This is a genomic window from Pantoea sp. X-Soil-YNGN-775 (assembly GCF_059730575.1).
Window position 1 is genome coordinate 890,092 of the sequence record NZ_AP035945.1, and the last position, 25,662, is coordinate 915,753.

At 57.5% G+C, this 25,662-nt stretch carries 25 protein-coding genes and 1 tRNA gene; 15 read left to right on the forward strand and 11 right to left on the reverse strand.

Annotated features, from left to right (window positions below):
* Positions 1-133: 133 nt before the first annotated feature.
* The 3 genes from AC6I8I_RS04010 to ymcF all read left to right on the forward strand — a co-directional run bounded on the left by AC6I8I_RS04010 (position 134) and on the right by ymcF (position 978).
* Positions 134-209, forward strand: a tRNA-Thr gene (locus AC6I8I_RS04010).
* A 382-nt stretch (positions 210-591) separates the two neighbouring features.
* Positions 592-804 (forward strand): transcription antiterminator/RNA stability regulator CspE, encoded by a 213-nt coding sequence (gene cspE / locus AC6I8I_RS04015; protein WP_009091867.1) that lies wholly within the window; start codon positions 592-594, stop codon positions 802-804.
* 3 nt (positions 805-807) lie between these two features.
* Entirely contained in the window at positions 808-978 is a 171-nt protein-coding gene (gene ymcF, locus AC6I8I_RS04020) for a cold shock small protein YmcF (RefSeq protein ID WP_122983606.1), read from the forward strand.
* A gap of 349 nt (positions 979-1,327) precedes the next feature.
* Here the strand turns inward: ymcF and AC6I8I_RS04025 are convergent, their stop codons facing one another.
* The 3 genes from AC6I8I_RS04025 to AC6I8I_RS04035 form a co-directional block, all read right to left on the reverse strand.
* Entirely contained in the window at positions 1,328-2,908 is a 1,581-nt protein-coding gene (locus tag AC6I8I_RS04025) for a methyl-accepting chemotaxis protein (protein WP_312758348.1), read from the reverse strand.
* Positions 2,909-3,215: 307 nt separating this feature from the next.
* Positions 3,216-3,347, reverse strand: coding sequence for a hypothetical protein (locus AC6I8I_RS04030; protein ID WP_312056896.1), 132 nt, complete (start codon positions 3,345-3,347; stop codon positions 3,216-3,218).
* Between the two features lie 88 nt (positions 3,348-3,435).
* Positions 3,436-4,398: a chemotaxis protein gene (locus tag AC6I8I_RS04035; RefSeq protein ID WP_312056894.1), complete on the reverse strand. Its 963-nt coding sequence runs from the start codon at positions 4,396-4,398 to the stop codon at positions 3,436-3,438.
* 167 nt (positions 4,399-4,565) lie between these two features.
* Between AC6I8I_RS04035 and AC6I8I_RS04040 the strand changes: the two genes are divergently transcribed.
* Entirely contained in the window at positions 4,566-4,958 is a 393-nt protein-coding gene (locus AC6I8I_RS04040) for a YgiW/YdeI family stress tolerance OB fold protein (protein WP_312056892.1), read from the forward strand.
* A gap of 36 nt (positions 4,959-4,994) precedes the next feature.
* Here the strand turns inward: AC6I8I_RS04040 and dbpA are convergent, their stop codons facing one another.
* The gene (gene dbpA, locus AC6I8I_RS04045) at positions 4,995-6,377 is read right to left on the reverse strand and encodes an ATP-dependent RNA helicase DbpA (RefSeq protein ID WP_312056890.1); all 1,383 of its coding nucleotides are present in this window, start codon (positions 6,375-6,377) and stop codon (positions 4,995-4,997) included.
* 413 nt (positions 6,378-6,790) lie between these two features.
* Here dbpA and AC6I8I_RS04050 point away from each other — a divergent pair, with 413 nt between their 5' ends.
* Positions 6,791-7,009 carry a hypothetical protein gene (locus AC6I8I_RS04050; RefSeq protein ID WP_031375001.1) on the forward strand — a complete coding sequence of 73 codons (219 nt, stop codon included), beginning with the start codon at positions 6,791-6,793 and terminating at the stop codon, positions 7,007-7,009.
* A 54-nt stretch (positions 7,010-7,063) separates the two neighbouring features.
* Here AC6I8I_RS04050 and AC6I8I_RS04055 read toward each other — a convergent pair whose 3' ends face one another.
* Positions 7,064-8,446, reverse strand: coding sequence for an amidohydrolase (locus tag AC6I8I_RS04055; protein ID WP_312056888.1), 1,383 nt, complete (start codon positions 8,444-8,446; stop codon positions 7,064-7,066).
* Positions 8,447-8,536: 90 nt separating this feature from the next.
* The gene (locus AC6I8I_RS04060; protein ID WP_312056886.1) at positions 8,537-9,397 is read right to left on the reverse strand and encodes a LysR family transcriptional regulator; all 861 of its coding nucleotides are present in this window, start codon (positions 9,395-9,397) and stop codon (positions 8,537-8,539) included.
* An 87-nt stretch (positions 9,398-9,484) separates the two neighbouring features.
* Between AC6I8I_RS04060 and AC6I8I_RS04065 the strand changes: the two genes are divergently transcribed.
* From AC6I8I_RS04065 to yniD, 6 genes are all read left to right on the forward strand, one after another.
* On the forward strand, positions 9,485-10,654 hold the full coding sequence (locus AC6I8I_RS04065) for a cyanate transporter (protein WP_497828349.1): 1,170 nt from the start codon (positions 9,485-9,487) through the stop codon (positions 10,652-10,654).
* 217 nt (positions 10,655-10,871) lie between these two features.
* Positions 10,872-12,527 (forward strand): L-lactate permease, encoded by a 1,656-nt coding sequence (lldP, locus tag AC6I8I_RS04070; RefSeq protein WP_497828350.1) that lies wholly within the window; start codon positions 10,872-10,874, stop codon positions 12,525-12,527.
* The gene (lldR, locus tag AC6I8I_RS04075) at positions 12,524-13,297 is read left to right on the forward strand and encodes a transcriptional regulator LldR (RefSeq protein ID WP_497828351.1); all 774 of its coding nucleotides are present in this window, start codon (positions 12,524-12,526) and stop codon (positions 13,295-13,297) included. Before lldP ends, lldR begins: the two co-directional genes overlap by 4 nt.
* On the forward strand, positions 13,297-14,484 hold the full coding sequence (gene lldD / locus AC6I8I_RS04080) for an FMN-dependent L-lactate dehydrogenase LldD (RefSeq protein ID WP_046288496.1): 1,188 nt from the start codon (positions 13,297-13,299) through the stop codon (positions 14,482-14,484). The genes lldR and lldD overlap by 1 nt, the downstream gene beginning before the upstream one ends.
* A 57-nt stretch (positions 14,485-14,541) precedes the next feature.
* Positions 14,542-14,970, forward strand: a complete 429-nt coding sequence (locus AC6I8I_RS04085) for an OsmC family protein (RefSeq protein ID WP_031377843.1) — start codon at positions 14,542-14,544, stop codon at positions 14,968-14,970.
* Between the two features lie 122 nt (positions 14,971-15,092).
* Positions 15,093-15,200: a small membrane protein YniD gene (gene yniD / locus AC6I8I_RS04090; RefSeq protein WP_236566394.1), complete on the forward strand. Its 108-nt coding sequence runs from the start codon at positions 15,093-15,095 to the stop codon at positions 15,198-15,200.
* A 194-nt stretch (positions 15,201-15,394) separates the two neighbouring features.
* Here yniD and AC6I8I_RS04095 read toward each other — a convergent pair whose 3' ends face one another.
* The 3 genes from AC6I8I_RS04095 to AC6I8I_RS04105 form a co-directional block, all read right to left on the reverse strand.
* Entirely contained in the window at positions 15,395-15,625 is a 231-nt protein-coding gene (locus tag AC6I8I_RS04095; protein ID WP_312056877.1) for a hypothetical protein, read from the reverse strand.
* Between the two features lie 98 nt (positions 15,626-15,723).
* Positions 15,724-15,894 carry a hypothetical protein gene (locus AC6I8I_RS04100; protein WP_089562355.1) on the reverse strand — a complete coding sequence of 57 codons (171 nt, stop codon included), beginning with the start codon at positions 15,892-15,894 and terminating at the stop codon, positions 15,724-15,726.
* A 173-nt stretch (positions 15,895-16,067) separates the two neighbouring features.
* Complete coding sequence (locus tag AC6I8I_RS04105; protein WP_312056874.1) at positions 16,068-16,718, reverse strand: CPBP family intramembrane glutamic endopeptidase; 651 nt, start codon at positions 16,716-16,718, stop codon at positions 16,068-16,070.
* A 218-nt stretch (positions 16,719-16,936) separates the two neighbouring features.
* Here AC6I8I_RS04105 and AC6I8I_RS04110 point away from each other — a divergent pair, with 218 nt between their 5' ends.
* From AC6I8I_RS04110 to AC6I8I_RS04120, 3 genes are all read left to right on the forward strand, one after another.
* Positions 16,937-19,540, forward strand: coding sequence for a bifunctional diguanylate cyclase/phosphodiesterase (locus tag AC6I8I_RS04110; protein WP_312056872.1), 2,604 nt, complete (start codon positions 16,937-16,939; stop codon positions 19,538-19,540).
* A 278-nt stretch (positions 19,541-19,818) separates the two neighbouring features.
* The gene (locus AC6I8I_RS04115) at positions 19,819-20,115 is read left to right on the forward strand and encodes an I78 family peptidase inhibitor (RefSeq protein ID WP_312758335.1); all 297 of its coding nucleotides are present in this window, start codon (positions 19,819-19,821) and stop codon (positions 20,113-20,115) included.
* A 162-nt stretch (positions 20,116-20,277) separates the two neighbouring features.
* A complete protein-coding gene (locus AC6I8I_RS04120) occupies positions 20,278-20,598 on the forward strand; it encodes a hypothetical protein (RefSeq protein WP_312758333.1) in 321 nt (106 codons plus the stop codon).
* A 4-nt stretch (positions 20,599-20,602) separates the two neighbouring features.
* Here the strand turns inward: AC6I8I_RS04120 and AC6I8I_RS04125 are convergent, their stop codons facing one another.
* Complete coding sequence (locus AC6I8I_RS04125; protein ID WP_031377837.1) at positions 20,603-20,854, reverse strand: biofilm development regulator YmgB/AriR family protein; 252 nt, start codon at positions 20,852-20,854, stop codon at positions 20,603-20,605.
* Positions 20,855-21,276: 422 nt separating this feature from the next.
* Here AC6I8I_RS04125 and AC6I8I_RS04130 point away from each other — a divergent pair, with 422 nt between their 5' ends.
* On the forward strand, positions 21,277-22,551 hold the full coding sequence (locus AC6I8I_RS04130) for a multidrug efflux MFS transporter (protein WP_312056866.1): 1,275 nt from the start codon (positions 21,277-21,279) through the stop codon (positions 22,549-22,551).
* Here the strand turns inward: AC6I8I_RS04130 and AC6I8I_RS04135 are convergent.
* A complete protein-coding gene (locus tag AC6I8I_RS04135; RefSeq protein WP_497828352.1) occupies positions 22,433-25,564 on the reverse strand; it encodes a beta-galactosidase in 3,132 nt (1,043 codons plus the stop codon). The two genes, AC6I8I_RS04130 and AC6I8I_RS04135, sit on opposite strands and share 119 nt — an antisense overlap.
* Positions 25,565-25,662: the final 98 nt, after the last annotated feature.

Consider the following 25,662-nt stretch of genomic DNA (forward strand, 5'->3'; position numbering starts at 1 on the left):
TTTTTTGTCTTACGTCTGCGCCGCGGGCAGGGGTGTCAGATGATCTGCTGCGAAAATCCGCAGTTAAGCACCGCCTCTCTTGACGTATTTCCGCTTTTTTCCTAACGTATTTCCCCGCTAATCCTACCCGTTTGCCGGTATAGCTCAGTTGGCAGAGCAGCGCATTCGTAATGCGAAGGTCGGAGGTTCGACTCCTCTTACCGGCACCAGTTTTTCTCTTTATCAGATTCTCTTCTTCTATTACGTCTGTTTGGCTGGTTCACCTTTGCCGCGCTCACCGATAACAGTTCAGGGCGACATCGCTAACGCGCGTGGTGCCAATCTCTTTCCAGTTCAGTAGAGGAGGCGCGCGACCCACGCAAACCAGCTTGTGACGATTAATTTCAATTGCCGCTTGCATCACTTAAAGAAGTGTGGCTTAATGAATCGTCGGTTTGATTAACAGACACTATCAAAGTAAGTATCCAAAGCAGTTCTCATCTCTAAGTTTGTCGCGAGACATCCCTTCTTTTTGAGTCTTCTCTTACGTTCTGATTAAAATCTGTTCTCAGGCCATTATGCCGGAAGGCTCGATATATTAAGGATTTAAGCATGTCTAACAAAATTCGCGGTACCGTTAAGTGGTTTAACGCAGAGAAAGGCTTCGGTTTCATCTCTCCTCAGGACGGCAGCAAAGATGTATTCGTACACTTCTCTGCAATCCAGGGCACTGATTTCCGTTCATTAGATGAAGGTCAACAAGTTGAGTTTACAGTAGAAAATGGCGCCAAAGGCCCAGCTGCTGCGAACGTTGTTGGTCTCTAAGGACTGAAAATTACATTTAAATGTCCTCACTGTAATGGCTCACAGTTTCGTACATCACACTTTGATGTTACAAGAGCCAATCCGCATGGAGCGAAATGCATTTTCTGCAAATCTGTCGTTGTTCAGGTGAACGCGGCGAGGATTGCACTTCAGAGCCAGCCTCGCGCTCTCTGATTAAAGGCTAACTGAGCTTTATAGCGTTGTTGCATTTACTGTAATTAAAGGCTGCCACTGGCAGCCTTTTTTGTTTCTGTCATTCTGCTTCTGCTTCTGCTTCTGCTTCTGCTTCTGCTTCTGCTTCTGTCTGAGTCTCAGCTTGCGCTGATGTTTCCGCTATTCTGTTGCTTATCCCTGGCTCCGCCTGTTGCTGGCGCACGGCCTGACGTCATCGCTTCCCTGTTCAACAGAAATTAACGCCAGGTTCAGGCGCTGATCCGGCCATACACTGTTGGAACAACGACGTTACGGCCCGCCGGAGCAGGCCGCTGGAACAAACAAACTTCGCTACTTATCAGCCACGATATCAGGCACTGTGCGCTGCATTCAGTGAGAGCTGCCCAACCTTAAACACGCTCATCGCCTGCGCCATCCGTTCAGCCTGATCCTGCAGGGCTTGTGAAGCTGCGGACGCTTCCTGCACCAGTGCGGCGTTCTGCTGCGTCACCGCTTCCATCTGGGTAATCGCCATGTTGATCTCACTGATGCCGCTGCTTTGCTCGCTGCTGGCGATGGTGATTTCACTCATGATGTTTGCCACGCTCTGTACGCTGTTGACCACTTCGCCAATGGTAGAACCGGCATGGGTAACCAGCTTACTGCCTTCGTCCACCTTCGCGACCGAATCTTCAATCAGCACTTTGATCTCTTTGGCAGCCGACGCTGAGCGCTGGGCCAGATTACGCACTTCAGAAGCGACCACCGCAAAGCCGCGTCCCTGTTCACCGGCACGTGCGGCTTCAACGGCTGCGTTCAGCGACAGAATGTTGGTCTGAAACGCAATGGAATCAATAACGCTGATAATGTCGACAATCTTCTTCGACGACAGGGCGATCGCCTCCATCTTCTCAATCACCTGCTCCATTACCACACCGCCTTCGCGTGCCACGCTGGAGGTGCTGGCGACCAGCTGGTTGGCTTCGCGGGCGTTGTCCGCGTTGTGTTTAACCGTAGAGGTCATCTGCTCCATCGCAGAGGCGGTCTCTTCCAGCGAGCTGGCCTGCTGCTCGGTACGGGTAGAGAGATCAAGGTTGCCGCTGGAGATCTGGTTTGAAGCCACCGCAATGGTATCGGAACCGGTACGCACCTCGGTGACGATGGAGAGCAGATTATCGTTCATCCGTTGCAGCGCCTGCATCAGTACGCCGGTCTCATCGCGTGACGTCACCTGAATTTTTGAGCTCAGATCGCCGGCGGCAACGCGCTCGGCAACATCAACCGCGGCCACCAGCGGGCGCACGATCGAACGCGTCAGGAAAAGGCCCAGCATAATTGAGGCCAGAATCGCCAGCGCAGAGAAAATCAACGTGATGTTAATTGCTGACTGACCATTGGCCACGATACTCTGTCCTTCGCCGCGCAGTTGCGAATCCTGAGAGTTAGCAAATGCGACAGCATCATCAAGGAACTTGTTCTGGGTGGCGGTCATCGACTTCAGCACATAGGTGCTGGCAGCATCGAAATTGCCGCTTTTCACCAGCGTAACCAACTCCGTTTTCACCTTCTCAAAGGCTTCGGCCGATGCCAGCAGACCGGCAATTTTTTTCTTACCGACTGCCGTAACCTGAATGTCGGCGATCTTTTTCATGGCGGCGTTAGTACGCTGGGTCGCTTCGTCCAGCTGACCGTAACGTTTCACGTTCATTTCAGGCCGGTTAGTGTCGATCACGATGCCGCGCAGGTATTTGATCTGATCGTTGACACCATCGCGCACATCAAATGCCAGTCGCACTTTTACGTAACGATCGTCCACGATCGAGGCGATCGCGCTGTTGATGCTGTTAATTTTCGTTATGGATGTCACACCAATGACAATCAGTAACGCCACAACAATACCGAAGGCTGCGGCGAGCCGCATACCCACCTTCATATTCTTGATACTGACCATGCTTTTTTCCCCGTTTTATTATTTATCACTGTGTTATCAGCAATCAGGTTCCTTGCTGCTGTGCGCGATTCACCTGCTGTGCCCGGCGTCGTGCCGCCGAAAAAGGGTGATCTCGCGCACACTGTTATCGGAGCGTTAAGCTTTACCTTTAATATTTTTGAAGTAACAGGCAGGGGAAAGCGCACCATTAACCGCATGGATTAATCGTGTTTAACAAAACTGCCTGGATAAAAGAGCAAGGCCGAAGGAGATCGGTTGGGCTGGCAGCCACAAAGCTGGCAGCCTGAATCGTCAGAAATGAAAGGGATCAGAAAACCAGGAAGTAGAGGCCCACCCAGAACAGGATGCTAAGGGTCAGGGCGCTAATCCAGGCAAGCTGACGTAAACGGCCACGCAGCACGTTTTGACGGGAAGTAACAGGTAAGGTTTCGCTGTGCATGGGTAAAATTCCTGGCTAAAGAGTAAAGACGCAGTGCGAAACAGGCCAGAGCGGCAGACCGAACGGCAGCGCGCCGGCCTGCATTCGCTTAGCGGGCTGCTTCGAGAACGTTAAAAATCACGTCGGAGAGTTCGTTTAACTCGAACTTGGCGACATAACCGTCGGCACCCACTTTGCGGACGTGATCTTCATTGGCGCTGCCTGACAGTGAAGAGTGGATCACCACCGGCAGACGTTTCAGTATTTCGTCACGCTTGATGTTGCGGGTCAGGGTAAAACCATCCATCTCCGGCATTTCCAGGTCAGTGAGGACAAAGGCGATTTTGTCGTGAATCGACTCGCCTGCCGCCTGCGCCTGCTGGCTCATCAGCTTAAGTTTTTCCCACGCTTCCAGGCCGGTATTAAACATCAGCGATGGAATCCCCATGCTCTTCAGACCCTGTTCCAGCAGCTGGCGCGCTACTTTGGAGTCTTCCGCCACAATGGCGACGGCTCCAGGACGATAGTTGAATTCACGCGCTTTGGTGGCTTCAGGCTCCACACCGCGAACTGAAGGAATGATGTCATACAGAATTTGCTCAACGTCCAGCACCATCGCCAGTTCGTTGCTCTGTTTGTCACTGTCCAGACAGGCGATGCTGGTAATGTTGCGGCCACCGATACCGGCTTCTGCGGTGTGCACCTGGCTCCAGTCGAGACGCACAATGTTTTCCACCGATTCGACGGCGAACGCCTGGGTGTTGCGCGCATATTCGGTTACCAGCAGCAGATTCAGGCCGGTTTCCGGCACGCAACCTGCTACCGCCGGCAGGTCGATAACCGGGATGAACTGGCCGCGAATACTTGCCATACCCAGCAGCGGTGAGCGCATGCCCGCAGCTTTGGTAATGGCTGGCATCGGTACGATTTCACGCAGCTTGAACACGTTAATGCCAAACAGTTCTGACTTGCCTTTCAGCTGATCGGAACCTAAGCGAAACAGCAGCAGTTCGAATTTATTCGATAACGCGAGATTCGCTCTCTCATCAATCTCTTTTTGAAAATTATCCATCGTTGCCTCTGCATTAACGCAGCTGGTGAAATAGGGTGTGAACAGGTTATCGGCAGCAAAAGGAAAAAGGTGAGAACAGAAGGGTGAAATAAAACAGACGCCAATTATTGTGCCAGGCTTATCGGTGAAGGTTCGACATGGACACCTTTCCAATACAGGAGTGTGAAATGAAAAAAGTAATTTTAGCGTCGCTGTTGGTGGTAATGAGTGCTGGCGTGTATGCCGATGAGGGAGGATACAAGGGCGGTGAAGCGCCGCCGCCGCAGCACAAGCAGGATGCAGGCTATAAAGGATCGGAAGATACCGGTCAGACTCACATCGACCAGATTCGCGATTTCCGTCAGGGCGGATACGTGACGCTTGAAGGCTATATCGTGAAGAAAGAGCAGGGCGATACCTACCAGTTCCGCGATAATACCGGCACCTTACCGATCATTGCGCCGCAGAAAACCTTTGATGGTAAAACCTACTCGGCTGAGGACAAAGTGCGCGTCAGCGGCAAGGTACATGGCAAAGGGCAACAAACCACGCTGCATGTCACCCAGATTGACGAACCGTAATAAGCAGGGCGAGGCTTCAGCCTCGCCCGTGGTGATTTAATCCTTCAGCAAAATCGCCCGGCACGCTTTGCCTTTGATTTTTCCCTGCTTCAGTTTCACCAGCGCCCCTTTCGCCTGGGCGGCGTCAATCGCGACGTAAGCGTGGGTCGGTGTCAGCACAATCTTGCCAATCTGGTCGGCGCGATAACCCGCTTCCCCGGTCAGTGCGCCGAGAATATCGCCCGGACGGATTTTGGCTTTGCGGCCACCATCAATGCACAAGGTCATCATCGCGGCTGGCAACGGTTTACTGCTGCCTTTTTTCAGCGTGCTGGCGGAAATCCACGGCAGCTTCTGCTGCAGAAAATCTTCCAGCGCATGGGCGCGCGCCATTTCATCGGCCGCCACCAGGCTGACTGCGACGCCGTGCTCACCGGCGCGTGCGGTGCGGCCAATACGGTGCAGATGCACTTCCGGGTCCCATGCCAGCTGATAGTTCACCACCATTGCCAGCGATTTGATGTCGAGTCCACGGGCCGCCACATCGGTGGCAACCAGCACCCGGCCACTGCCGTTGGCAAAGCGGATCAGTACCCGCTCACGATCGCGCTGCTCAAGGTCGCCATGCAGCGGCAGTGCGCTGATATCACGCGCGTTCAGCGCCGCGGCAATCTCATCGCATTCACGACGGGTGTTACAGAACACGACGCATGACGCAGGCTGGCGTTCGCTCAGCAGGGCTATCAGCAGTGACAGCTTTTCACCGTGGCCGGCTTCAATAAACTGCTGCTCAATCGACGGCAGTTCGCTGACCTCTTCCGTCACCACGCTCAGCGCATCACGCTGAAAGCGGCTGCTGATGGCGGCAATGCCTTCTGGCCAGGTGGCGGAGAACAGCAGCGTCTGGCGTGAAGCGGGGGTGGCCTCAATGATGGTTTCCATATCGTCCCGGAAGCCCATTTCCAGCATCCGGTCAGCTTCATCCAGCACCAGCGTACGCAGGTTTTCCAGCTTCAGGTTTTCGCGTTTGATGTGATCCAGAATACGACCCGGGGTACCGACCACGATATGCGGTGGATGCACCAGCGAATCACGCTGGGCGCTCATCGGCTGTCCGCCACACAGGGTCAGAACTTTAATATTGCGGGTGAAGCGTGCCAGCTGACGCAGCACGTTACCGACCTGATCGGCCAGTTCGCGGGTCGGGCAGAGAATCAGCGCCTGGGTCTGAAACCGGGCACTGTCGATATGTTGCAGTAAGCCAATACCAAACGCGGCGGTTTTGCCGCTGCCGGTTTTCGCCTGCGCGCGCACGTCACGACCCTGCAGAATGGCGGGCAGCGTGGCGGCCTGAACCGGCGTCATGCTGGTATAGCCCATCTCGCGCAGGTTATCGAGCTGGCTGTCGGGAAGCGTATTGAGGGTTGAAAAAGCGGTCACGGGCGCGGCCTCTGAGGCTGAAAGTGGAGGGCATTATTGCGCGCGCAAGTCTGGCAGAAAGCCGGCCTGACGGCAACGGGAACCTTGAGGTTAGCAGTATGAAACAATTCGGTGCAGATCGGATAAGAATTAACCGAAGAAGAGTCAGAATTGGTGTTTTTTTTTAATCCTTCAGCGGTGGTTAAAGAAAATACTGCCGCTACGTTTATTCATCAAGACCAGTCATTAGTTTATAACCTGCCGTTTTTAAAAAATTATTTGATTGTTAATCAGATAAATCCTTAAAAATAACTCCAGTAAAAGAATTAATCATTAAAAAATATCACCCTTAATGCCGATAAAAATCGGGCGCTAATTGCTTTATATTTAGCGCGCCATATTCCTGGTACAACGACCGGTAGAGGGTATTTTCATTGAGTAATAGCATCCAGGGACCACATGAGAATGTGCTTAAAATAGTAGGCCGCGCCGTACTGACACTGCACGTTCATGGAGAGAGCTTATCAGCCGATAAGATCGCTTCAATGATCGGCTGTTATGCGGAAGATGAGCCCTGTGATCAGGAAGATCGTCGCTTATATGCGCTGGCAATGGAATTGATGTCGAATGATAAATGGGCTAAAACCGCCTGACAGGTGAGTCCATTCAGGTAAATGCAGAGCCTCCGAACCGGAGGCTCTGTTATTTCAGGCGGAGGCCAGCGCAAATACCGCTTTACCGCGCGAAAAGGTCGCCACCACCGGTGAAATACGCGCCACCGCTTCTGCAGAACAGCTCGCCGCCACCAACATCATACTGGCTTCATCGCCCGATTTCGGCCACTGACGCTCGCCTTCGGCCGACAGCGGTAGCTGATTACCGGTAGCAATCGCCAGCGCCCGCGACAGCGAAAACTCATCCGATCCCCGATAAAGCTGCGCATACAGATTGGCTTTTTCCAGCATGCTGCCGGTGCCAAACGGCGACCAGTGATCGATAACGCTGTCGGTACCGGTCATTACGTTAATGCCGGCCGCCTGTAACTGCGGAATCGGCATGGTGAGTTTACCGATCGGCAGAGTAGAGGCGACGCTGAACTGCTGCTCCGCCAGCCCCTCAATCATCCTCTCCAGCGCGCTGCCCTCCAGCGTCGCCAGCGCAAAGCCGTGGCTCAGGGTGACTTTGCCTTTCAGGGCGGGGTTGCTGGCCACGGTATCGATCATGTACTGAATCGCCGCCACGCCAGCCGCTGAGGTTTCATGCAGATGAATATCAACCCCGCGCTGATAGTCGAGCGCAATCCGGAACATCGCATCCAGTGATTTTTCCATCGCGCCATCCACGTTGGTCGGATCGAGCCCGCCAACGTACTGGACGCCGCGCTGCATCGCCTCGCGCATCAGGCCATCAACCTGAGAATGCAGCAGGCCGTGCTGCGGAAAGGCTACGATTTCACAGGGGAACGCGGGATGATTGGCCAGTGCCGCCTGCAGGTGATCGAGGCTTTGCAGGCCGCTGACCGGATCGATATTGCAATGGCTGCGGGCGCGGGTGGTGCCTTTGGCGTTCAGCAGCGCGATCAATCCTTCGGCCCGCGCCTGAGAATGCGGCAGCAGCTGCGGGATCAGTACCTGTTCCCGGGCGATCATATCCATAATGGTTTTGCCCTGACGCGGGCGCGGTGCCTGCCACGGGCCACCATAAAAGGTCTTATCCAGGTGGATATGCATATCCTGGGTCGAGGGCAGCAGCAGCGCTCCCTGAGCATCCCATGCCGGCAGCGAAGGGTCGCCCTGGCCTGCCGGTTGCAGTCGATCAATTTTTCCGTCACGCACGCTGAGGTCGTAAAGCGCGGTGCGGGTGGCAATAATCTCGTCGCCCTCGCGCTCAAATTCCTCTTCCAGCCGCACGTTGCGCAGCAGATAGCGATCCTGATGCGGCAGGGCGGTCGGCTGCCCGGTGGCTGTTGAAGGGGCGCTGGCTGCAACGCTGGCCTGGCTAAAGCCGGCGGCCAGCAGACCGCCTGCCGCGGTCCAGCGCACGCTCTGGCTGAGAAAGTCACGCCGGCCTGGCGAAGGGGAAGTAGGCATCAGAGACTCCTGCAAAGTGGGCAAGCGGTTAATCTGACAAATGGCCAGCTGCTTTGCTGCGTTATTTTCCACTGCTGGCTAGTGGAAATTTCACTGCCAGCGTAACTGACCAAATGCCACCAGCGCCTCAGCCAGCTCACGCTGCAACGGCTCCTGTGGCTGACGGCAGAACAGCGCCAGCTCGAAGCTATCAATTACCGGCAGTCCCTGTTCGCGGCCGAGTACCCGATGCTGCGGCAGTCGGCAACTGGCGGGCAGCAAGGTCAAACCCAGCCCCTCGGCACTGGCGGCAGCAAGCGCCACCAGACTGGCGCTGCTGTAGCTGATACGCCAGCTGCGGCCCAGCGTATCAAGCGTCTGGCAGACCTCATCACGATACAATCCCAGCTGCGGAAACAGCACCAGCGGCACCGGCGTCTGTTCAAAACAGGGCGACGCCGCGCTGTCGAGCCACAGCAGCGGTTCCGGCCGCGACGCCAGCGGACGCTCGCCATAGGTCTGCTTGATCAGCATGATATCGAGTTCTTCACGCTGCCATGCCCGGCGTAGCTCGACCTGCATACCGCTCATCACATCCAGTCGCAGCTGTGGATGATCGCGACTAAAATCGGCCAGCAGGCCCGCTGTGGGTGCGGCGAAATCTTCCGGTACGCCGAGACGCAGCACGCCATCGCGCCATTGATCGCTCAGCACGTCGTGCGCTTCGCCGTTGAGGGCGATAATCCGGCGTGCGTAGCCCAGCAATTTTTCGCCCTCTTCGGTGATCTGAACCTGATGCGACGAGCGCACCAGCAGATCTTTACCCACCATCTCCTCCAGCCGCCGTACCTGCTGACTGACGGTTGACTGCGACAGGTGCACCCGGTCAGCGGCGCGGGTAAAGCTGGCCGTTTCACACACCGCCACAAAGCTAAGTAGTTGCTGTGGCGTAAACATCGGCTGACGATTCATTTTTCCACTACCTGGCAGAGTAATATTTTATTTCCAAATAGTACCGGCTGCTGTCAGGCTGACAACTTTTAAATCTGCGGACCTACGATGAACAGAGAAAATAAGCTGCTGCTGGCGGCACTGGTGCTGGCCGGGCTGAATATGCGCCCCCTGATGACTTCGGTCAGTCCGCTGCTGGAACAGTTGCGACAGAGTATTGGCCTGACGCCACTGGCGGCGTCGCTGCTGCCCGCCGTGCCGATGATGATGATGGGAGCGATCGCCCTGACCAGCGCCCGACTGATGCAGCGCTTTTCAGTACGTAAGCTGCTGCTGGGCGGCTTGTTTCTGTTACTACTGACGCTGGTGAGCCGGCTGTTTATCAGCGACGGACGCTGGCTGGTGCTGAGCACGATACCGGGCGGCGCGGGAATTGGTGTGGTGCAGATGGCGATGCCTGGGCTGATTCGTCAGCGCTTTAGCCGTCGCAGCGCGCCGGTGACCGGCCTGTGGGCAGGCGCGCTGATGGGGGGCGGCGGAATAGGCGCGGCGCTAACACCGTGGCTGAATGCGCATTTCGGCTGGCCGGGCGCGCTGAGCAGCTGGACGCTGCCGGTGGTGCTGGCGCTACTGCTGTGGCTGTTTATTCCGACCGCAGCGCCAGCAAAAGCGGCGACGGTCGCGCTGCCCGCACTGTGGCGAAAAACCCGTGCCTGGACGCTGGCGTTGAGCTTCGGGCTGGTAAACGGCGGTTATGCTATCTGCGTCGCCTGGCTGCCGGACTTCTATCATCAGCTGGGCTGGAGCGCACAGGCCGGTGGCTCGCTGCTGGGCATGATGATTGGTTGTCAGGTAACAGGCGCACTGCTGCTGCCGCTGCTGGCACGCGGTAACGATCGCCGGCCGCTGCTGCTGCTGACCCTGACGCTGCAGCTTTGCGGCATGCTCGGTTTTCTGCTGGCACCGCAGGCGGCACCGTGGCTCTGGGCCGGGATCGCGGGTGTCGGGCTCGGCGGCGCGTTCCCGCTGGCGCTGGTTCTGGCGCTGGATCATCTGGCACAGCCACAGGCGGGTGCGCGGCTGGTGGCGTTTATGCAGGGCATCGGTTTTATGATTGCCGGCAGCATGCCGTTTATCGCTGGCCAGCTGCGGACGCTGACCGATGATTTCAGCAGCGTCTGGCTGTTACAGGCGACAGTCACGCTGGTGCTGATCGTGCTTAACCTGCGGTTTCATCCGCGCAGCTATCCGCAGGCCTTTCCCGAGCAGCATCACTGATTTTGGTCCTACCAATTGCGGCAAAATTTTTCTGTGCTTCACACATCGGGAAAATTTACGCCGCTTTTGTTGCCTTGAATTAACAATGCATTAACTATCTGTTGCCATAAGGCCTGAGGATGTGATTTTTGGTCAGACCAAATATCGCATCGGGCTGATGGTGCGCGGCAGGCTGCTGTACGCGTACCACGTTTCCTCTTCCTCTGGAGATAGCGGCATGCAGCTGTGGCAACAAAACTACGATCCGTTGGGCAATATCTGGCTTTCAAGCCTGGTGGCGCTGATTCCGATTCTGTTTTTCTTCTTCGCGCTGATCAAGCTCAGGCTGAAAGGCTACCTCGCCGCCAGCATCACCGTGGGGCTGGCGCTGCTGGTGGCGCTGTTTCTCTATCAGATGCCGGTGGCGCAGGCGCTGGCGTCGGTGGTTTACGGCTTTCTCTATGGCCTGTGGCCAATCGCCTGGATCATTGTGGCGGCGGTGTTCGTCTACAAAATTTCGGTCAAAACCGGCCAGTTCGATATTATCCGCGCCTCAATCCTGTCGATTACCCCTGACCAACGTCTGCAGATGCTGATCGTTGGTTTCTCGTTTGGCGCATTCCTTGAAGGAGCCGCCGGCTTTGGTGCGCCGGTGGCGATCACCGCCGCGCTGCTGGTCGGGCTGGGTTTTAATCCGCTGTACGCTGCCGGGCTGTGCCTGATTGTGAATACCGCGCCGGTCGCCTTTGGCGCGATGGGCATTCCGATTATTGTGGCCGGGCAGGTGACCGGACTCGACAGCTTCGCCATCGGGCAGATGGCCGGGCGGCAGTTGCCGCTGCTGACGCTGATCGTGCTGTTCTGGATAATGGCGATCATGGATGGCTGGCGCGGCGTTAAAGAGACCTGGCCGGCGGTGCTGGTGGCCGGCGGCTCGTTTGCTATCGCCCAGTTTCTCAGCTCCAACTTCCTCGGGCCGGAACTGCCGGATATCATCTCGTCTCTGGCCTCGCTGATTTCGCTGACGCTGTTTCTGCGCGTCTGGAAGCCGGTGCGTATTTTCCGCTTTGAGAATGGCGATGCATCACCGGTTGACTCATCCGTTCCGCAGCAAAAATACCGGCTCGGGCAGGTGGTGCGCGCCTGGATGCCGTTCCTGTTTCTGACCGCCACCGTCACGCTGTGGAGCATTCCACCGTTTAAAGCGCTGTTCGCCAAAGGCGGCGCGCTGGCTGACTGGGTGCTGAACCTGCCGGTGCCGTTGCTGCACCAGGGCGTCGCGCGCATGCCGCCGGTGGTAAGCAGCGCCACCCCTTATCCGGCCATCTTTAAGTTCGATCTCTTTTCCGCCACCGGCACCGCGATTTTAATTGCGGCGGTCGTCGCGGTGTTCTACCTGAAGATGAAGCCCAGGGCTGCGCTGCAGACCTTTGGTGAAACCCTGAAAGAGCTGGCGCTGCCGATCTACTCGATTGGCATGGTGCTGGCCTTTGCTTTTATCTCTAACTACTCCGGCCTGTCAGCCACGCTGGCGTTAGCGCTGGCGCATACCGGTCACGCTTTTACCTTTTTCTCGCCGTTCCTCGGCTGGCTCGGGGTGTTTCTGACCGGCTCAGATACCTCGTCAAATGCGCTGTTCGCCGCGCTGCAGGCCACCACCGCGCAGCAGATTGGCGTGTCGGACGTGCTGCTGGTGGCGGCCAACACCACCGGCGGCGTCACCGGCAAGATGATCTCGCCGCAGTCGATCGCCATCGCCTGTGCGGCGGTCGGACTGGTTGGCAAAGAGTCTGACCTGTTCCGCTTTACTGTTAAACACAGCCTGATTTTTACCTGCATGGTCGGCGTGATTACCACGCTGCAGGCCTACGTCTTCCCGTGGATGATTCCATGAATAATGTTTCCGAGCCGCTGGTGACGCGCCTCCGGGCGTACATCACTGAACATCAACTGACACCAGGCATGCGTCTGCCTGCTGAGCGACAACTCTCGGCCGAACTCGGGGTGTCGCGCTCATCGCTGCGTGAAGCGTTACAGCAGCTGATCAGCAGCGGGATGCTGATCAGCCGGCGCGGCGGCGGCACCTGGGTGCGGCAACAGCTGGAACCCTGGTCGGAACAGCGCATCGTTGAACCGATTCGCCAGTTGTTACGCGACGATCCTGACTATCGTTACGACATTCTCGAGGCACGACATGCGATTGAAGCCAGCACCGCCTGGCACGCAGCGCTGCGCGCCACCGAAGCGGATCGCGAGCGGCTGCAGTACGCCTTCGACGCTACGCTGAAGCTGAAAGAGAGTGACGATCCTGACCTTGCCGCCCAGGCTGACGTACGCTTTCACCTGGCGATTGCCGAGGCCTCTCATAATCTGGTGCTGCTGCAAACCATGCGCGGTTTCTTCGAACTGCTGCAATCCTCGGTGATGCAAAGCCGCCAGCGGATGTACACCCAGCCGGCGATATTCGCCCGGCTGACGGAGCAACATCAGGCGCTGCTCGACGCCATTCTCGCCGGGGATGCCGAGGGCGCACGCCAGGCGGCGATGCAGCACCTCGGGTTTGTACACACCACGATGAAAAATCTGCATGAGGATGAAGCGCGCCAGGCGCGCATCACCCGCTTACCGGACACTGAATTACGTAACCGTAAGGAATCTGATTGATGATTATCTCTGCTGCCAGTGACTATCGCGCCGCCGCGCAACGCATCCTGCCGCCTTTCCTGTTCCACTATCTTGATGGCGGCGCATATGCCGAGCACACCCTGCGCCGGAATGTCGAGGATCTCTCTGACGTGGCGCTGCGCCAGCGCATTCTGAAGAACATGTCAGAGCTGAGCCTGGAAACGAAATTATTCAATGAGACGCTGTCAATGCCGGTGGCGCTGGCACCGGTCGGCCTGTGCGGTATGTATGCCCGTCGGGGTGAAGTGCAGGCGGCGCGAGCGGCGGCGCTGAAAGGGATTCCGTTTACTCTCTCGACGGTATCCGTCTGCCCGATTGAAGAGGTCGCACCGCAGATTAACCGGCCGATGTGGTTCCAGCTCTACGTGCTGCGCGACCGCGGGTTTATGCGTAATGCGCTGGAGCGCGCCAAAGCCGCCGGCTGCTCGACGCTGGTGTTTACCGTTGATATGCCGACGCCAGGGGCGCGTTACCGTGACGCGCACTCTGGCATGAGCGGTAACCATGCGGCGCTGCGCCGCTACTGGCAGGCGGTCACCCATCCGCAGTGGGCGCTGGATGTCGGATTGCAGGGACGGCCACACGATCTGGGCAATATTTCAACCTATCTGGGTAAACCGACCGGGCTGGAAGATTACATCGGCTGGCTGGCGAACAACTTCGATCCTTCGATCAGCTGGAAAGACCTGGAGTGGATCCGTGAATTCTGGGATGGCCCGATGGTGATCAAAGGGATCCTCGATCCGGAGGATGCGCGTGATGCGGTGCGTTTTGGCGCTGACGGTATCGTGGTCTCCAATCATGGCGGACGCCAGCTGGATGGCGTGCTGTCGTCCGCACGTGCGCTGCCGGCCATTGCTGATGCGGTGAAAGGCGATATCACCATTCTGGCCGACAGCGGTATCCGCAACGGTCTGGATGTGGTGCGGATGATTGCGCTCGGTGCAGACAGCGTCCTGCTGGGACGGGCCTTTATCTATGCGCTGGCGACCCACGGCCAGCGTGGCGTGGAAAACCTGCTCAATCTGATTGAGAAAGAGATGCGGGTCGCGATGACCCTGACCGGGGCGAAGTCAATCAGCGAGATCACCCGTGAGTCGCTGGTGCAGGCCGAGGCGGTGCTGAACCCGCAGAGCACCCCGCCACGGCCGCGCGCAGTAAGTTAACCGGCGAAAACGCAGGCGTTGTCTATACTTAGCTTCTTTACCAACAGGAGGAATAACATGACCATTCATAAGAAAGGTTCGGCGCACTGGGAAGGCGATATCAAGGGCAAAGGTACCGTCAGCACCGAAAGTGGCGTGCTGAGCCAGCAACCTTATGGTTTCAACACCCGCTTTGAAGGCGAGAAGGGCACCAACCCGGAAGAGCTGATTGGTGCGGCGCATGCGGCCTGTTTCTCCATGGCGTTATCGCTGATGCTGGGCCAGGCGGGTCATCCGCCAGAAAGTATCGACACCACTGCGGACGTCTCGCTGGATAAGAAAGGTGACGGCTTCGCCATTACCAAAATAGCGCTGACCAGCACTATTTCGCTGCCAGGCATTGATGAATCGACTTTCGATGAAATCATCAATAAAGCCAAAGCGGGTTGCCCGGTTTCTCAGGTGCTGAATGCGGAAATCACGCTGGATTACACCCTGAATAACTGATGCTGTCCACCGGTCGCCTTTTTGCGGCCGGGGCGTTATGCTACGCAGTACCGGTCCTGCAGCTGACCGAATCAGATGCGCCTTGTGGCGCATCTTCGCTTTCTGACAGGGAGGAAACCGATGTGACGAAGTATCGGGCGGCAAAAAAGCACTGGAAAATGGTGCTGGTTCTGTTTTGCATCTGTGGCGCGCTATTGCTGATACGCTGGGCTGCGATGATTTGGGCCTGACCGGATGAACAGGATCTGCCGCCATAAGCTGGGCATATTATTGATGGTGATACTGGTACTTGAAGCGATTCACTTCCTGCTGACCGCCTCCTGGCTGCCGTGGCAATAGCCTGGCAGGAGCGTAAGCCTTTTCACGCTGCGGTGGCAATGTTGTCGCCTGAAGATAGGCTTTTCCACACCGCTAACTATTCCGATTAAACGCAGGCGTCTTCCCGCCGCCGGGCACGCACGTCGCTGCGCGCAATGCGATACGCCTTGCGTGGGTCGCCGACCACAAACTCAAAGGTTGGCGTATAGTAAAACGGCAACCAGCCGCCGAAGCCGCTCTCCCATTCCCAGCGAACCGGGCAGGGCCACAGAATGCCATCATACAAAATGTAATAAACCCAGCGTCCGTTTGGACGACGGGGACGTGATGTTTTCATGGGATTCACTACGGTAATAGTCAACAACAGCTCATATTTTGTACGCTAAAGCGTCAGCTTGCAACGTTACAGGCCGGTTTATTGCAGTTGGTCCTGTTTTAACGATGCACTTCACCGCACAGCAGGACCACGTTGGGCCTGACTTTATGAATACGGTTCGCCATGGTTTCACAGGCGCTTTTGGTCGGAAAGATGTGCTCCGAAACCGGCAAAGCCTCACAGGCATCGTAGCCGCACGCGCTCACTAATAACACAAATCCAATTAACATAGATCGACTCCTTTGCACGGTCTGGTGGTCCGGACTGTGGTGCTTTTTATCCCTTTTTTTGATCCAGTATAGTCAAACGCGTCGGGGGCAGCATTACCCGCCCGAGCTATAGCCAGCCGCAGGCCGGAAGGCTGACAGCGATACAGGACGGCAGGCGAAAGAACCGGGCACCCTCAGCCCGCGAAATACCAGGCAGGCAGCAGGGCGATCAGGTTGTTGAGGGTGTGGAGGAAAATCGGCAGCGCCAGGCTATTACTGCGTAAGCGCGCGTAGCACAGCAGCAGCGAAAACAGCGTCAGTGCGATAATCGTCTGCCAGTGAACGTATTGGGTATGCATCACCGCGAACAGCAGCGAGGTGAGCAACATACAGGCGAAGCGACTGCGGGGTGCCCACAGCAGGAAAGCCTGCAACAGAAAACCGCGAAACAGCACCTCTTCAAATACCGGGGCCAGCAGCACCGCCGTCAGCAGCAGAATCAGCAACGAGTTACGTCCCTGCTGCGCCTGCATCACCAGCCAGCCTTCCGGCTGCATAAACTGCATCTGTGCCGCCATCAGCACAAACAGCGCGCCGGTAAACAGCAGCGTCTGCAGCGCACGCAGTTCACCCAGCGGCAAATCGGTGCGGCGCTGACAGTAAAAGCGGTAGAGCGGATAGATCACCGCAAATTCAAACAAACAGAGCACCGGCACCAGCAGACCGTCATTACGCAGCACGCCGTAATTAGGGAACAGCGTGATCAGCATGGTGACAAGGTAATAGACCACAAAGCTGCCGACGTAGAACAGCGTCAGTGTCACTCTGTCGGAATTGGTATTCATAGGCGACCCAGCCAGCGAAGGTTAGCGCATAGTAGCAATGCGCCTGATCGCTGTCGAGTCAGCCAATGACACAATATTTAAGCGCTAAATTTTAATCGCAGACTAAACACCCGACGGCATGGGCCGATAACTGAGGAAACAAATCGTGTCAGCTCGGCGCTTCACCGGGCGGGCCTGATATCCCCAACGGACTTTATGTCGTGTAGTGAGTACTTTTAATGACTTTTGACCCTCCGGCACCGCCGTCACCCTCCTTTGCGCACGCATCGGAAGATCGCACTGTCCGCTTTACGCGGCGCAGCCTGCGCACGCTTTCGCTGCTGCTGTTCGGTGTGCTGATACTGTCGATGCTGATGGTGCTGACCATCGCCCAGCGGCAGAATAGCGCGTCGATGGCGCGCGACCAGTTGCTGATGCAGCAGGCGTGGAAAAGTCGTCAGGACGCGATGATCACTGATATCCGCGACTATGCGTTCTGGAGCGAAGCCTGGCGTAATCTGCACCTGACGGTGAATACCGTCTGGGCCTACGACGAAGAGAACTTTGGACCGGGCCTGTATGAGGAGTATCACTACGAGGGCGTGTTCGTGGTCGACGGTGACGGACGCACCCGCTACGCCGTGATTAATGGCCAGCTCTCTGATACGCCGCTGGAGGCCTGGCTCGGCAGTCAGAGCCGCGCGATGATTGCGGCGGCACGTCAGCTCAATAACGCTGCTCTGGTGCGTAATGCCATCATTAACCGCCAGGCAGCCATCGTGGTCGCCGCGCCGATCAGCCGCGGTAAAGTCGTTGCGCTGCCGCTGAAATCGGGACCGCCGTCGGTCATGGTGTTCGTGAATCTGTTTACCCCCGCCAAGCTGAACGAACTGGGTGCGGCGCTGGACGTGCGCGGACCGCGGCTGGCCAGCAGCGCGATGGATGCTGAACGCGAACCGAGGATGCTGCAGCCGATTGCAGGCAGCCCGCCGATGGTGCTGCGCTGGACGCCGAAAATGCCGGGCATGGGGCTGATCTGGTTCCTGCTGCCGCTGCTGGTGATGATGGCGATTATTATCGGAATGATTACCCGTCGCGTCAGCCGACACGCGCTGTACAACGCCATACTCTCCGATCGACGCTTTGCTATGCTGGCCATCAGTCAGCAGGAACTGGCAAACAGCGAGGCCCGCTTCCGCGATCTGGCTGAAGCCGCATCGGACTGGATCTGGGAGACCGATGAACAGGGCCGCCTGATCTACCTGTCGGCGCGTTTCCACACCGTAACCGGCCATGAAATCTCGCACTGGCTGGGACGTCATATCGATCACTTACTGACCCACCCCAGCCATTCGCTGGTCACCTGGCTACTGCGCCAGGAGCAGGAGCCGCAACCGATGCCGCTGCGCTGCCAGTTTATGTCGGCGCACGGTGAGCGGCGAATTGGTCAGCTGGTGGCGAAAACCGTCTGGCACGATCGGCGCTGCATCGGTTTTCGCGGTACGGTGTCAGACATTACCCAGGGCATGGAGGCCGAAGCGCGTATTCAGTTCCTGTCGCGTCATGATGTATTAACCGGCTTGCCCAACCGCGTGCAGCTGCAGGAGTTCCTGACGCACCATCTTGAACTGGCCGACGAAACCAGTCCGCTGATGATTATCAGCCTCGATCTCGATCAATTCCGGCCAATCAACGAAACCTGGGGCCATGCGGCGGGCGATGGCGTGCTGAATCAGATGGCACAGCGCCTGAAAAGTTGTATCGGGCCGCATGAGCTGGCGGCGCGGCTGGGCGGCGATGAGTTTGTGCTGGTGCTGCGTGAAGGCAGTCGTGACAAGGTTGATGAACGCTGCGCCCAGCTGGTACACGACGTTCAGCAGCCGATCACCACCGGCCAGCATGTTCACTACCTCACCGCCAGCCTCGGTATCGCCTGTGCCCCGCAGGATGCCAGTCACCCGGAAGCGCTGCTGCGGATGGCCGACATTGCGCTGAATGAGGCGCGCGAAGCCGGACGCAATCAGTGGGTCTGGTACGCCAACGAGATGGCCAGCCAGCGCAACAGTAAGCGCGACATGGCACAGCGTATTGAGAAAGCGCTAAAGAACAACGAATTCCGGCTGCACTATCAGCCGCGCTATCAGCTGCTGAGCGGACAACTGGCCGGCGCAGAAGCGTTGATCCGCTGGCAAATCGCCCCTGATCAATGGATCACGCCGGATCGTTTTATTCCGCTGGCGGAAGAGAGTGGGCTGATAGCCACCATCAGCGACTGGGTCCTGATGCGCGCCTGTGAAGATGCGCTGGGGTGGGGAGGCGATCGCTACGTGTCGGTCAATATTTCCCCGATGGAGTTTCGTACCAGCGACCTGGTTCAGCGGGTGGCGAATACGCTGGCGCTAACCGGTCTGCCCGCGACGCGGCTGGAGCTGGAAATTACCGAAAATGTCACCTTTGAACATCCCCAGCACGCGCTGGAAGTGATGCAGGGCTTGCGTTCGCTGGGCGTGCGGCTGACGGTTGACGATTTTGGCACTGGCTATGCTGCGCTGGGTTACCTGAAAACCTTCCCGTTCAACGGTCTGAAGATCGATCGTTCATGGATGAAAGATTTTCCGGAGTCGCAACAGGCGCAGTCGGTGGTGGCAGGGATTATTGCGCTGGCGCGCGCCTTTGCGTTAACCATTACCGCAGAAGGAATTGAGACAGAAGCGCAACTGAATCAGCTTAAGCTGCTGTCGTGCGAAGAGGGGCAAGGCTACTTCCTCGGTCGACCGATGCCGCTGGCCGCATTCAGCACGCTTCTGGAAAGAACCACGCAAAGCCCGCCAGAGCAGACTTAGCGGACTTTAACGGCCACGGCGGTCATCAGCATGGCACAGACGATAAAAATGATAAGTTCCATGATTTCACCTCTCTGGACCTCAGAATATTCTTAAGTATTTTAGCCGCTGACTGCCGTCTTTTTGCACAGTTAGTGCGATTAATCTTAAAAATTAACGCTGATAGCCTGGCGAAAGAGGCGTCAGCGGGGATAACTTTACTTTTTTAGGGTTCAGCTCAGCGGGCGCGCTTTGCTACTCTTGGGGCAGGGTTTTACACGTCCAACAGGAGATCACACGTGAAACATTATGGAAAAGCGCTGCTGGTAGTGGGTTTGTTTACATTAGCGGCCTGTCAATCTGCCAGCAAACCCGACACCACCAGCGCGCCGCAGGATCCGGAAGCGGACCGCTGCGGTGCCTCGCAGTATCAGCATTATGTCGGAAAACCGTTAACCTCACTGCAGGGGCAGCATTTTGACCAGAAGGTGCGGGCTATCCCGTATAATTCTGCCGTCACCATGGATTTCAACCTCAGCCGGCTGAACTTCCTGGCCGATAAGAGCGGCAATATCAGCCAGGTTTATTGCGGTTAAGCCTGAATCGGGCGTTTTGTCATAGCCTTGTCATAACGGCAGGCGAAGATAGAGAGGCGTTTAAGAGACTTCCTCGTCACTCTCCATAGACAATGCTCGTCTTGTTTATTACCGCTCCGGCGGGAATTTTTTTATCGCCATCGGTGCGATAAAGGAGCAAAAATGCAGCGGATCATCGGGGCGTTCCTGCCCGTGTTACTCCTCGGTTCGTCACTGGCTTACGCCTCAACCGACACTGCCTGGCAGCAGAGTCATCAGGTGATGACGCAGGCCTGTATCAACGCCAGCACGCTGAGCAAGGCCAGAGTCCTCGGCGAAATTATCGATTATGACGATAGCGTGGGATACAGCGTACTGCTGCTGGAAGGCCGCTATCCGCAGCCACAGCTGCGGAATAAGCGTGGGCGGGAGCTTTGTCTGTTCCAGCGCAGCAGCGGGCGCGCCAGCGTCAGTGAAGCCGATCGGCTGCGTTGGGTGAAATAAACGACTACTCTTCCGGCCGCGTTTCCATCAGCTGCGCCAGCAGGGTGCGGTAATTCTGTAGCCGCGTCTCATCGCCTTCGACCTCGAGTTTGTCGATCACCCGCGCGACGATGGTCTTATTGGTGGCGGGCTGTCCCGCCTCCATCAGTTCACGCAGTATGACCGCCAGCAGGTCAGACTCAGGCGGTATCCGCCAGTCCGGGCTATTGAAATAGTCGGTGATAGCTCGGCTGGCGCTGTTAGGTTGCACTCTCATTCCCTACCTCCGCTAAAACAACAACGCCCCTTACGCCGTGGCACAAGGGCTGGGTTTCTCTCCATTGAATCAGGTCACCTCAGATCTTACTGACGGCGGGCACCATCATTGTGAGGCTACTGCGTCAGTCAGAATGATCGACGCACCGCACCAGACTGGCGGTTTTTTAAACATAGAACCGGGGGGGATAATTGTCAGTAACAGGCTGAAATATTTTTTCATACTGATTATTGCCCGATGCGCTACAGGCCGGTTTTGCCACCGGAAGCTGCTGTAAATCCTGGCAGAAGGAAAATTTGTGCCAGGCAGTATGCTGAATCAAAGCGGAAAACAGCGTTTTACCGTCTGTGCCATGTTTTGTCAGTTGGCAAAGTCAGGCGCGCGGTAAACTTAAGCTTCCCTTTGCTGCAAACCTTCTGCTGATGCCACGCGTAATTGAACCCTGGAAAATTAACCTGATTTCGGTCTGGTTTGGCTGCTTTTTCACCGGCCTGGCGATCAGCCAGATCATTCCGTTTCTGCCGCTCTACCTGGAACAGCTTGGCGTCAGCGGCGGCGAGTCGCTCAGCCTGTGGTCGGGGCTGACCTTCAGCATCACCTTTGTCATTTCGGCGGCCGTCGCGCCGCTGTGGGGCAGCCTGGCGGATCGAAAAGGCCGCAAACTGATGCTGCTGCGTGCCGCCTTTGGCATGGGGGTGGTGATCCTGCTGCAGGCGTTTGTCACCGAGGCGTGGCAACTGCTGTTGCTGCGTGCGCTGATGGGGCTGACCTCCGGCTATATTCCCAATGCCATGGCGCTGGTGGCGGCGCAGGTGCCGCGTGAACGCAGCGGCTGGGCGCTGAGCTGCGTCTCCACCGGTCAGATTGGCGGGGTGATCCTCGGCCCGATGCTGGGCGGCCTGCTGGCGGACTGGGTCGGATTACGCACCGTGTTTATCGTCACCGCGGTGCTGCTGATGGTCAGCTTCCTGGTCACGCTGTTCCTGATTAAAGAGACCGGTTACATCCCGGTCAGCAAAAAAGATAAGCTCAGCGGGCGCGAGGTGTTCCGTTCGCTGGATAACCCGAAGCTGATGATCTGTCTGTTTTTCACCACCATGGTGATTCAGATGTGCAACGGATCGGTGAACCCGATCCTGACGCTGTTTGTGCGTGAACTGGCACCCACCGCAGAGAATATCGCCTTTCTCAGCGGCGTAATCGCGGCGTTGCCGGGCGTGTCAGCCCTGCTCGCCGCGCCCCGGCTGGGGCGGTTAGGCGATCGCATCGGTACCCAGCGAATTCTGCTGGCCACTATGGTGATCTCGCTGCTGCTGTTTGTCGCCATGTCATTTGTCACCAGCGCAACTCAGCTTGGAGTGCTGCGTTTCCTGCTGGGATTTGCCGATGGCGCTATGATGCCGGCGGTGCAGACGCTGCTGGTGCGCCATTCACGCGACAACATCACCGGCCGTATCTTTGGCTATAACCAGTCGTTCATGTATCTGGGCAACGTCGCCGGTCCGCTGCTCGGCGCAGCGGTGTCGGCGGTGGCGGGCTTCCGCTGGGTCTTCTTCGCCACCGCCGTGGTGGTGCTGATTAACGTGGTGTTTCTGAAGCGCTTTTATCGGCGTCCGAAAACGTCTCTGCCGGCGTCGGCTGGCAAATCGTCAGCGTCGCCTGCCAGCGCTGCTGAGTCAGCAAAAACTCAGGACTGACGCTCGGACTCCAGGAATCATCGCCGCCCACGCCCATATGATGCAGATCCAGATGCAGCCAGCAGCCCGCTTCGGGCTGCAACAGATGGCGATGTGAGGTGTCGCGTAACTGCTCCAGACTGAAACGGCTGAGCGAAAAGGCAAAATCTCCGCTGACCTGCCAGCTGCCGCTGTCGAGCTGGCGGGTGCCGCCTCGCAACCCGTTTTCACTCGGAAAAACATAGGGTGTCGTCAACTGCTGCAACGGCTGTTGCCAGCGTGAGAACCGGGCAGCCAGTTGGCGATCGGGGTAGTTTTCATGTGGGCCCAGTCCGAGCCAGCTGACCTGCTGCGGTATCGTAACCAGCTGACAGCGCAGGCCGATACGCGCGGGCGGCGGCAGGCCACGTGACTGCTCAACGGACAGGCTGATCTGCATCTCGCCCCCGGCGCTAATCTGGTAGCGTTTGCGGCTGATAAAGGCCAGCTGGCCGTTGGCGTACCAGCCGTGCAGCGTGTCGATTTGCACCGACTGCGGCAGGCTGCTGGCTTCGATGGACACCAGGCTGCAGGTCATCTGGTCATAACCGGCGGCTTTCCAGCGCTCTGCCCAGGCATTGGGATCGACCCGCTCAGCTTCGCTGGTGCCGATGTCATTATCCAGCGGCGCCCGAATAAAGCAGTCACGCAGCGGTGACAGCAGCGACGGTTGCTGATTAACGTACCACTGCGTCAGTTCACCGCTGTGGCGTGAAAAGCACCAGCGCTGCTGCTGATGGGTGACGTGAATGTCGCCATCCTCCTCATGCAGTCGCGGCGCATTACCCACTTCAGGCGGTGATGGCAGCTCCAGCGTCGACGGCAGCGGCCATTGATGCCAGGCGACGCACCAGTCTGCCGGGCTCCAGTCAGTGGCTTCAATCTGATGGACCGCCAGATTGAGCCAGCATTCTCCCTGCAACCCGGCGGGCGACGGCAGCGTAATGCGTTGCCGTCCCTGCGCCGCCAGGTCCAGCCGCACTTCACCTTCCGCCACCCGCTCGCCTGCCTGCTCAATGCACCAGCGCAGCACTTCATTGTCGCTGTGCCGGAACAGGTATTCACTGCTGACGGTCACGCTGAACGGATCGGCCGCATCGGCCCCGAACTGATAAAACTGCTGAGCGCGCTGCGCTTCAAACAGTGCCGGGTGCGGAGTGCGATCGGCAAACACCAGTCCGTTCATACAGAACTGGCGGTCGTTAGGCTTATCACCAAAATCGCCGCCGTAAGCCTGCCACGGCTGGCCCTGCTGGTCATAGCGGGTCAGGCTTTGATCGACCCAGTCCCAGACAAAGCCGCCCTGTAAGCGGGGAAACTGACGAAAGGCCTGCCAGTATTTAGCGAAACCACCAAAGCTGTTGCCCATCGCATGCGCGTATTCACACAGGATCAGCGGACGGGTTTCACCCGGCAGGCTAATCCACTGCTTCAGCGACCATTTCGGCACGGCGGGGAAGGGTTGATCCTGATCGACCCGGGCGTACATCGGACAAATAATGTCGGTGGCCGCGGTGTCGGCACCGCCGCCTTCATACTGGACCGGGCGGCTCGGATCGGCGCTTTTTACCCAGCGATAGAGCGCGTCATGGGTGCTGCCGTGTCCCGACTCGTTGCCCAGCGACCAGATGATGATGCTGCAGTGGTTACGATCGCGCTGCACCATGCGGGTGACGCGTTCGCTGTAAGCAGCAAACCAGCGCGGATCGTCTGAAAGCCGGTTCATCGGCTGCATGCCGTGGGTTTCAATATTGGCTTCATCCACCACATACAGACCGTAGCGATCGCACAGCCGGTACCACAACGGATGATTCGGGTAGTGCGAGCAGCGCACGGCGTTGAAATTGTGCTGTTTCATCAGCGTAATATCGCGACGCATCGTCTCCTCATCCATCACCTGACCGCGCTCAGGATGGTGCTCATGACGGTTGGTGCCGCGGATTAACAGCGGTTTGCCGTTCAGGCACAGCAGGCCATTATCAATCGTGACCTGACGGAAGCCAACGTCATAGGCTTCCACTTCGATGACCTGCTGATTCTTATCCAGCAGCGCCAGCGTGGCGCGATACAGATGCGGCGTTTCGGCGCTCCACAATTGGGGCTGTTCCACCCGCAAACGCAGCAGGGCGCGTTCCGGATAGTGGCCGCGCTCGTCAATAATCTCGCTGCCGGGGGCCTGCAGGCACTGCGCTATCTGCTGCTCTCCCTGCCACAGCGTCAGGCGCAGCTGAACATCGGCGCAGGCAGCGGCGGGCCAGGCTATCTTCACCTCTGCCCGCAGCTCAGCGCTGGAAAATTCCGGGCTGAGCCGGGTTTCCAGCTGAACGTCGGCCAGCTGGACCGTCGGTTTATGCAGCAGGGTGACATCGCGGAAGATGCCGCTCATCCGCCACATATCCTGATCTTCCAGATAGCTGCCATCACTCCAGCGCAGCACCATTACCGCCAGCCGGTTATTGCCGGGCCGCAGGCAGGCGGTTAAATCGAATTCGGCCGGCAGACGGCTATCCTGCGAGTAGCCGACCCACTGGCCGTTACACCAAAGATGAAAGGCCGAGTTGACCCCATCGAAGATAATGCGAGTCTGGCCGCTTGCCTGCCACTGCGCGTCGGTAATGAATGTGAGCGAGTAACAGCCGGTCGGATTTTCCTGCGGAACATAGGGTGGATTGACCGGAATCGGGTATTGCACGTTGGTATAGACCGGCGCGTCGTAGCCGTGCATCTGCCAGTTGGCCGGTACCGGAAGAGTGGCGGCATCTGGCAGATCCGACAGCAGCCAGCTGGCCGGAACCGCTTCAGGCTGGGTGAAATAGCTAAAATTCCACTGCCCGTTGAGGCTTTTTAGTGAGGGCGAGGGGCAATCGTCGCGCGCGGCGGTCTCGTCGCGCCAGCTGGCGAACGGCGGATGCGCATCCAGCCGGTGCAGCGCGGTGATCACCGGATTTTCCCAGTCACGTCGGGAAAGAATGTCATTAAAAGCAGCCTGGGACATGATGAGTTCCTTAAATTGTAATGCGCTCACAATGCGCAAAAATCTTCAGACTGTAAAGCGTCCGCCTTAACGTTTTGAACAAAATAAGCCGATCGCCC

Coding starts and splice junctions, on each gene's coding strand:
- cspE (WP_009091867.1), top strand. CDS start 592: ATGTCTAACAAAATTCGCGGTACCGTTAAGTGGTTTAACGCAGAGAAA.
- AC6I8I_RS04025 (WP_312758348.1), bottom strand. CDS start 2,908: ATGGTCAGTATCAAGAATATGAAGGTGGGTATGCGGCTCGCCGCAGCC.
- AC6I8I_RS04030 (WP_312056896.1), bottom strand. CDS start 3,347: ATGCACAGCGAAACCTTACCTGTTACTTCCCGTCAAAACGTGCTGCGT.
- AC6I8I_RS04035 (WP_312056894.1), bottom strand. CDS start 4,398: ATGGATAATTTTCAAAAAGAGATTGATGAGAGAGCGAATCTCGCGTTA.
- AC6I8I_RS04040 (WP_312056892.1), top strand. CDS start 4,566: ATGAAAAAAGTAATTTTAGCGTCGCTGTTGGTGGTAATGAGTGCTGGC.
- AC6I8I_RS04055 (WP_312056888.1), bottom strand. CDS start 8,446: ATGCCTACTTCCCCTTCGCCAGGCCGGCGTGACTTTCTCAGCCAGAGC.
- AC6I8I_RS04060 (WP_312056886.1), bottom strand. CDS start 9,397: ATGAATCGTCAGCCGATGTTTACGCCACAGCAACTACTTAGCTTTGTG.
- AC6I8I_RS04065 (WP_497828349.1), top strand. CDS start 9,485: ATGAACAGAGAAAATAAGCTGCTGCTGGCGGCACTGGTGCTGGCCGGG.
- lldP (WP_497828350.1), top strand. CDS start 10,872: ATGCAGCTGTGGCAACAAAACTACGATCCGTTGGGCAATATCTGGCTT.
- lldR (WP_497828351.1), top strand. CDS start 12,524: ATGAATAATGTTTCCGAGCCGCTGGTGACGCGCCTCCGGGCGTACATC.
- lldD (WP_046288496.1), top strand. CDS start 13,297: ATGATTATCTCTGCTGCCAGTGACTATCGCGCCGCCGCGCAACGCATC.
- AC6I8I_RS04085 (WP_031377843.1), top strand. CDS start 14,542: ATGACCATTCATAAGAAAGGTTCGGCGCACTGGGAAGGCGATATCAAG.
- AC6I8I_RS04095 (WP_312056877.1), bottom strand. CDS start 15,625: ATGAAAACATCACGTCCCCGTCGTCCAAACGGACGCTGGGTTTATTAC.
- AC6I8I_RS04100 (WP_089562355.1), bottom strand. CDS start 15,894: ATGTTAATTGGATTTGTGTTATTAGTGAGCGCGTGCGGCTACGATGCC.
- AC6I8I_RS04105 (WP_312056874.1), bottom strand. CDS start 16,718: ATGAATACCAATTCCGACAGAGTGACACTGACGCTGTTCTACGTCGGC.
- AC6I8I_RS04110 (WP_312056872.1), top strand. CDS start 16,937: ATGACTTTTGACCCTCCGGCACCGCCGTCACCCTCCTTTGCGCACGCA.
- AC6I8I_RS04120 (WP_312758333.1), top strand. CDS start 20,278: ATGCAGCGGATCATCGGGGCGTTCCTGCCCGTGTTACTCCTCGGTTCG.
- AC6I8I_RS04125 (WP_031377837.1), bottom strand. CDS start 20,854: ATGAGAGTGCAACCTAACAGCGCCAGCCGAGCTATCACCGACTATTTC.
- AC6I8I_RS04130 (WP_312056866.1), top strand. CDS start 21,277: ATGCCACGCGTAATTGAACCCTGGAAAATTAACCTGATTTCGGTCTGG.
- AC6I8I_RS04135 (WP_497828352.1), bottom strand. CDS start 25,564: ATGTCCCAGGCTGCTTTTAATGACATTCTTTCCCGACGTGACTGGGAA.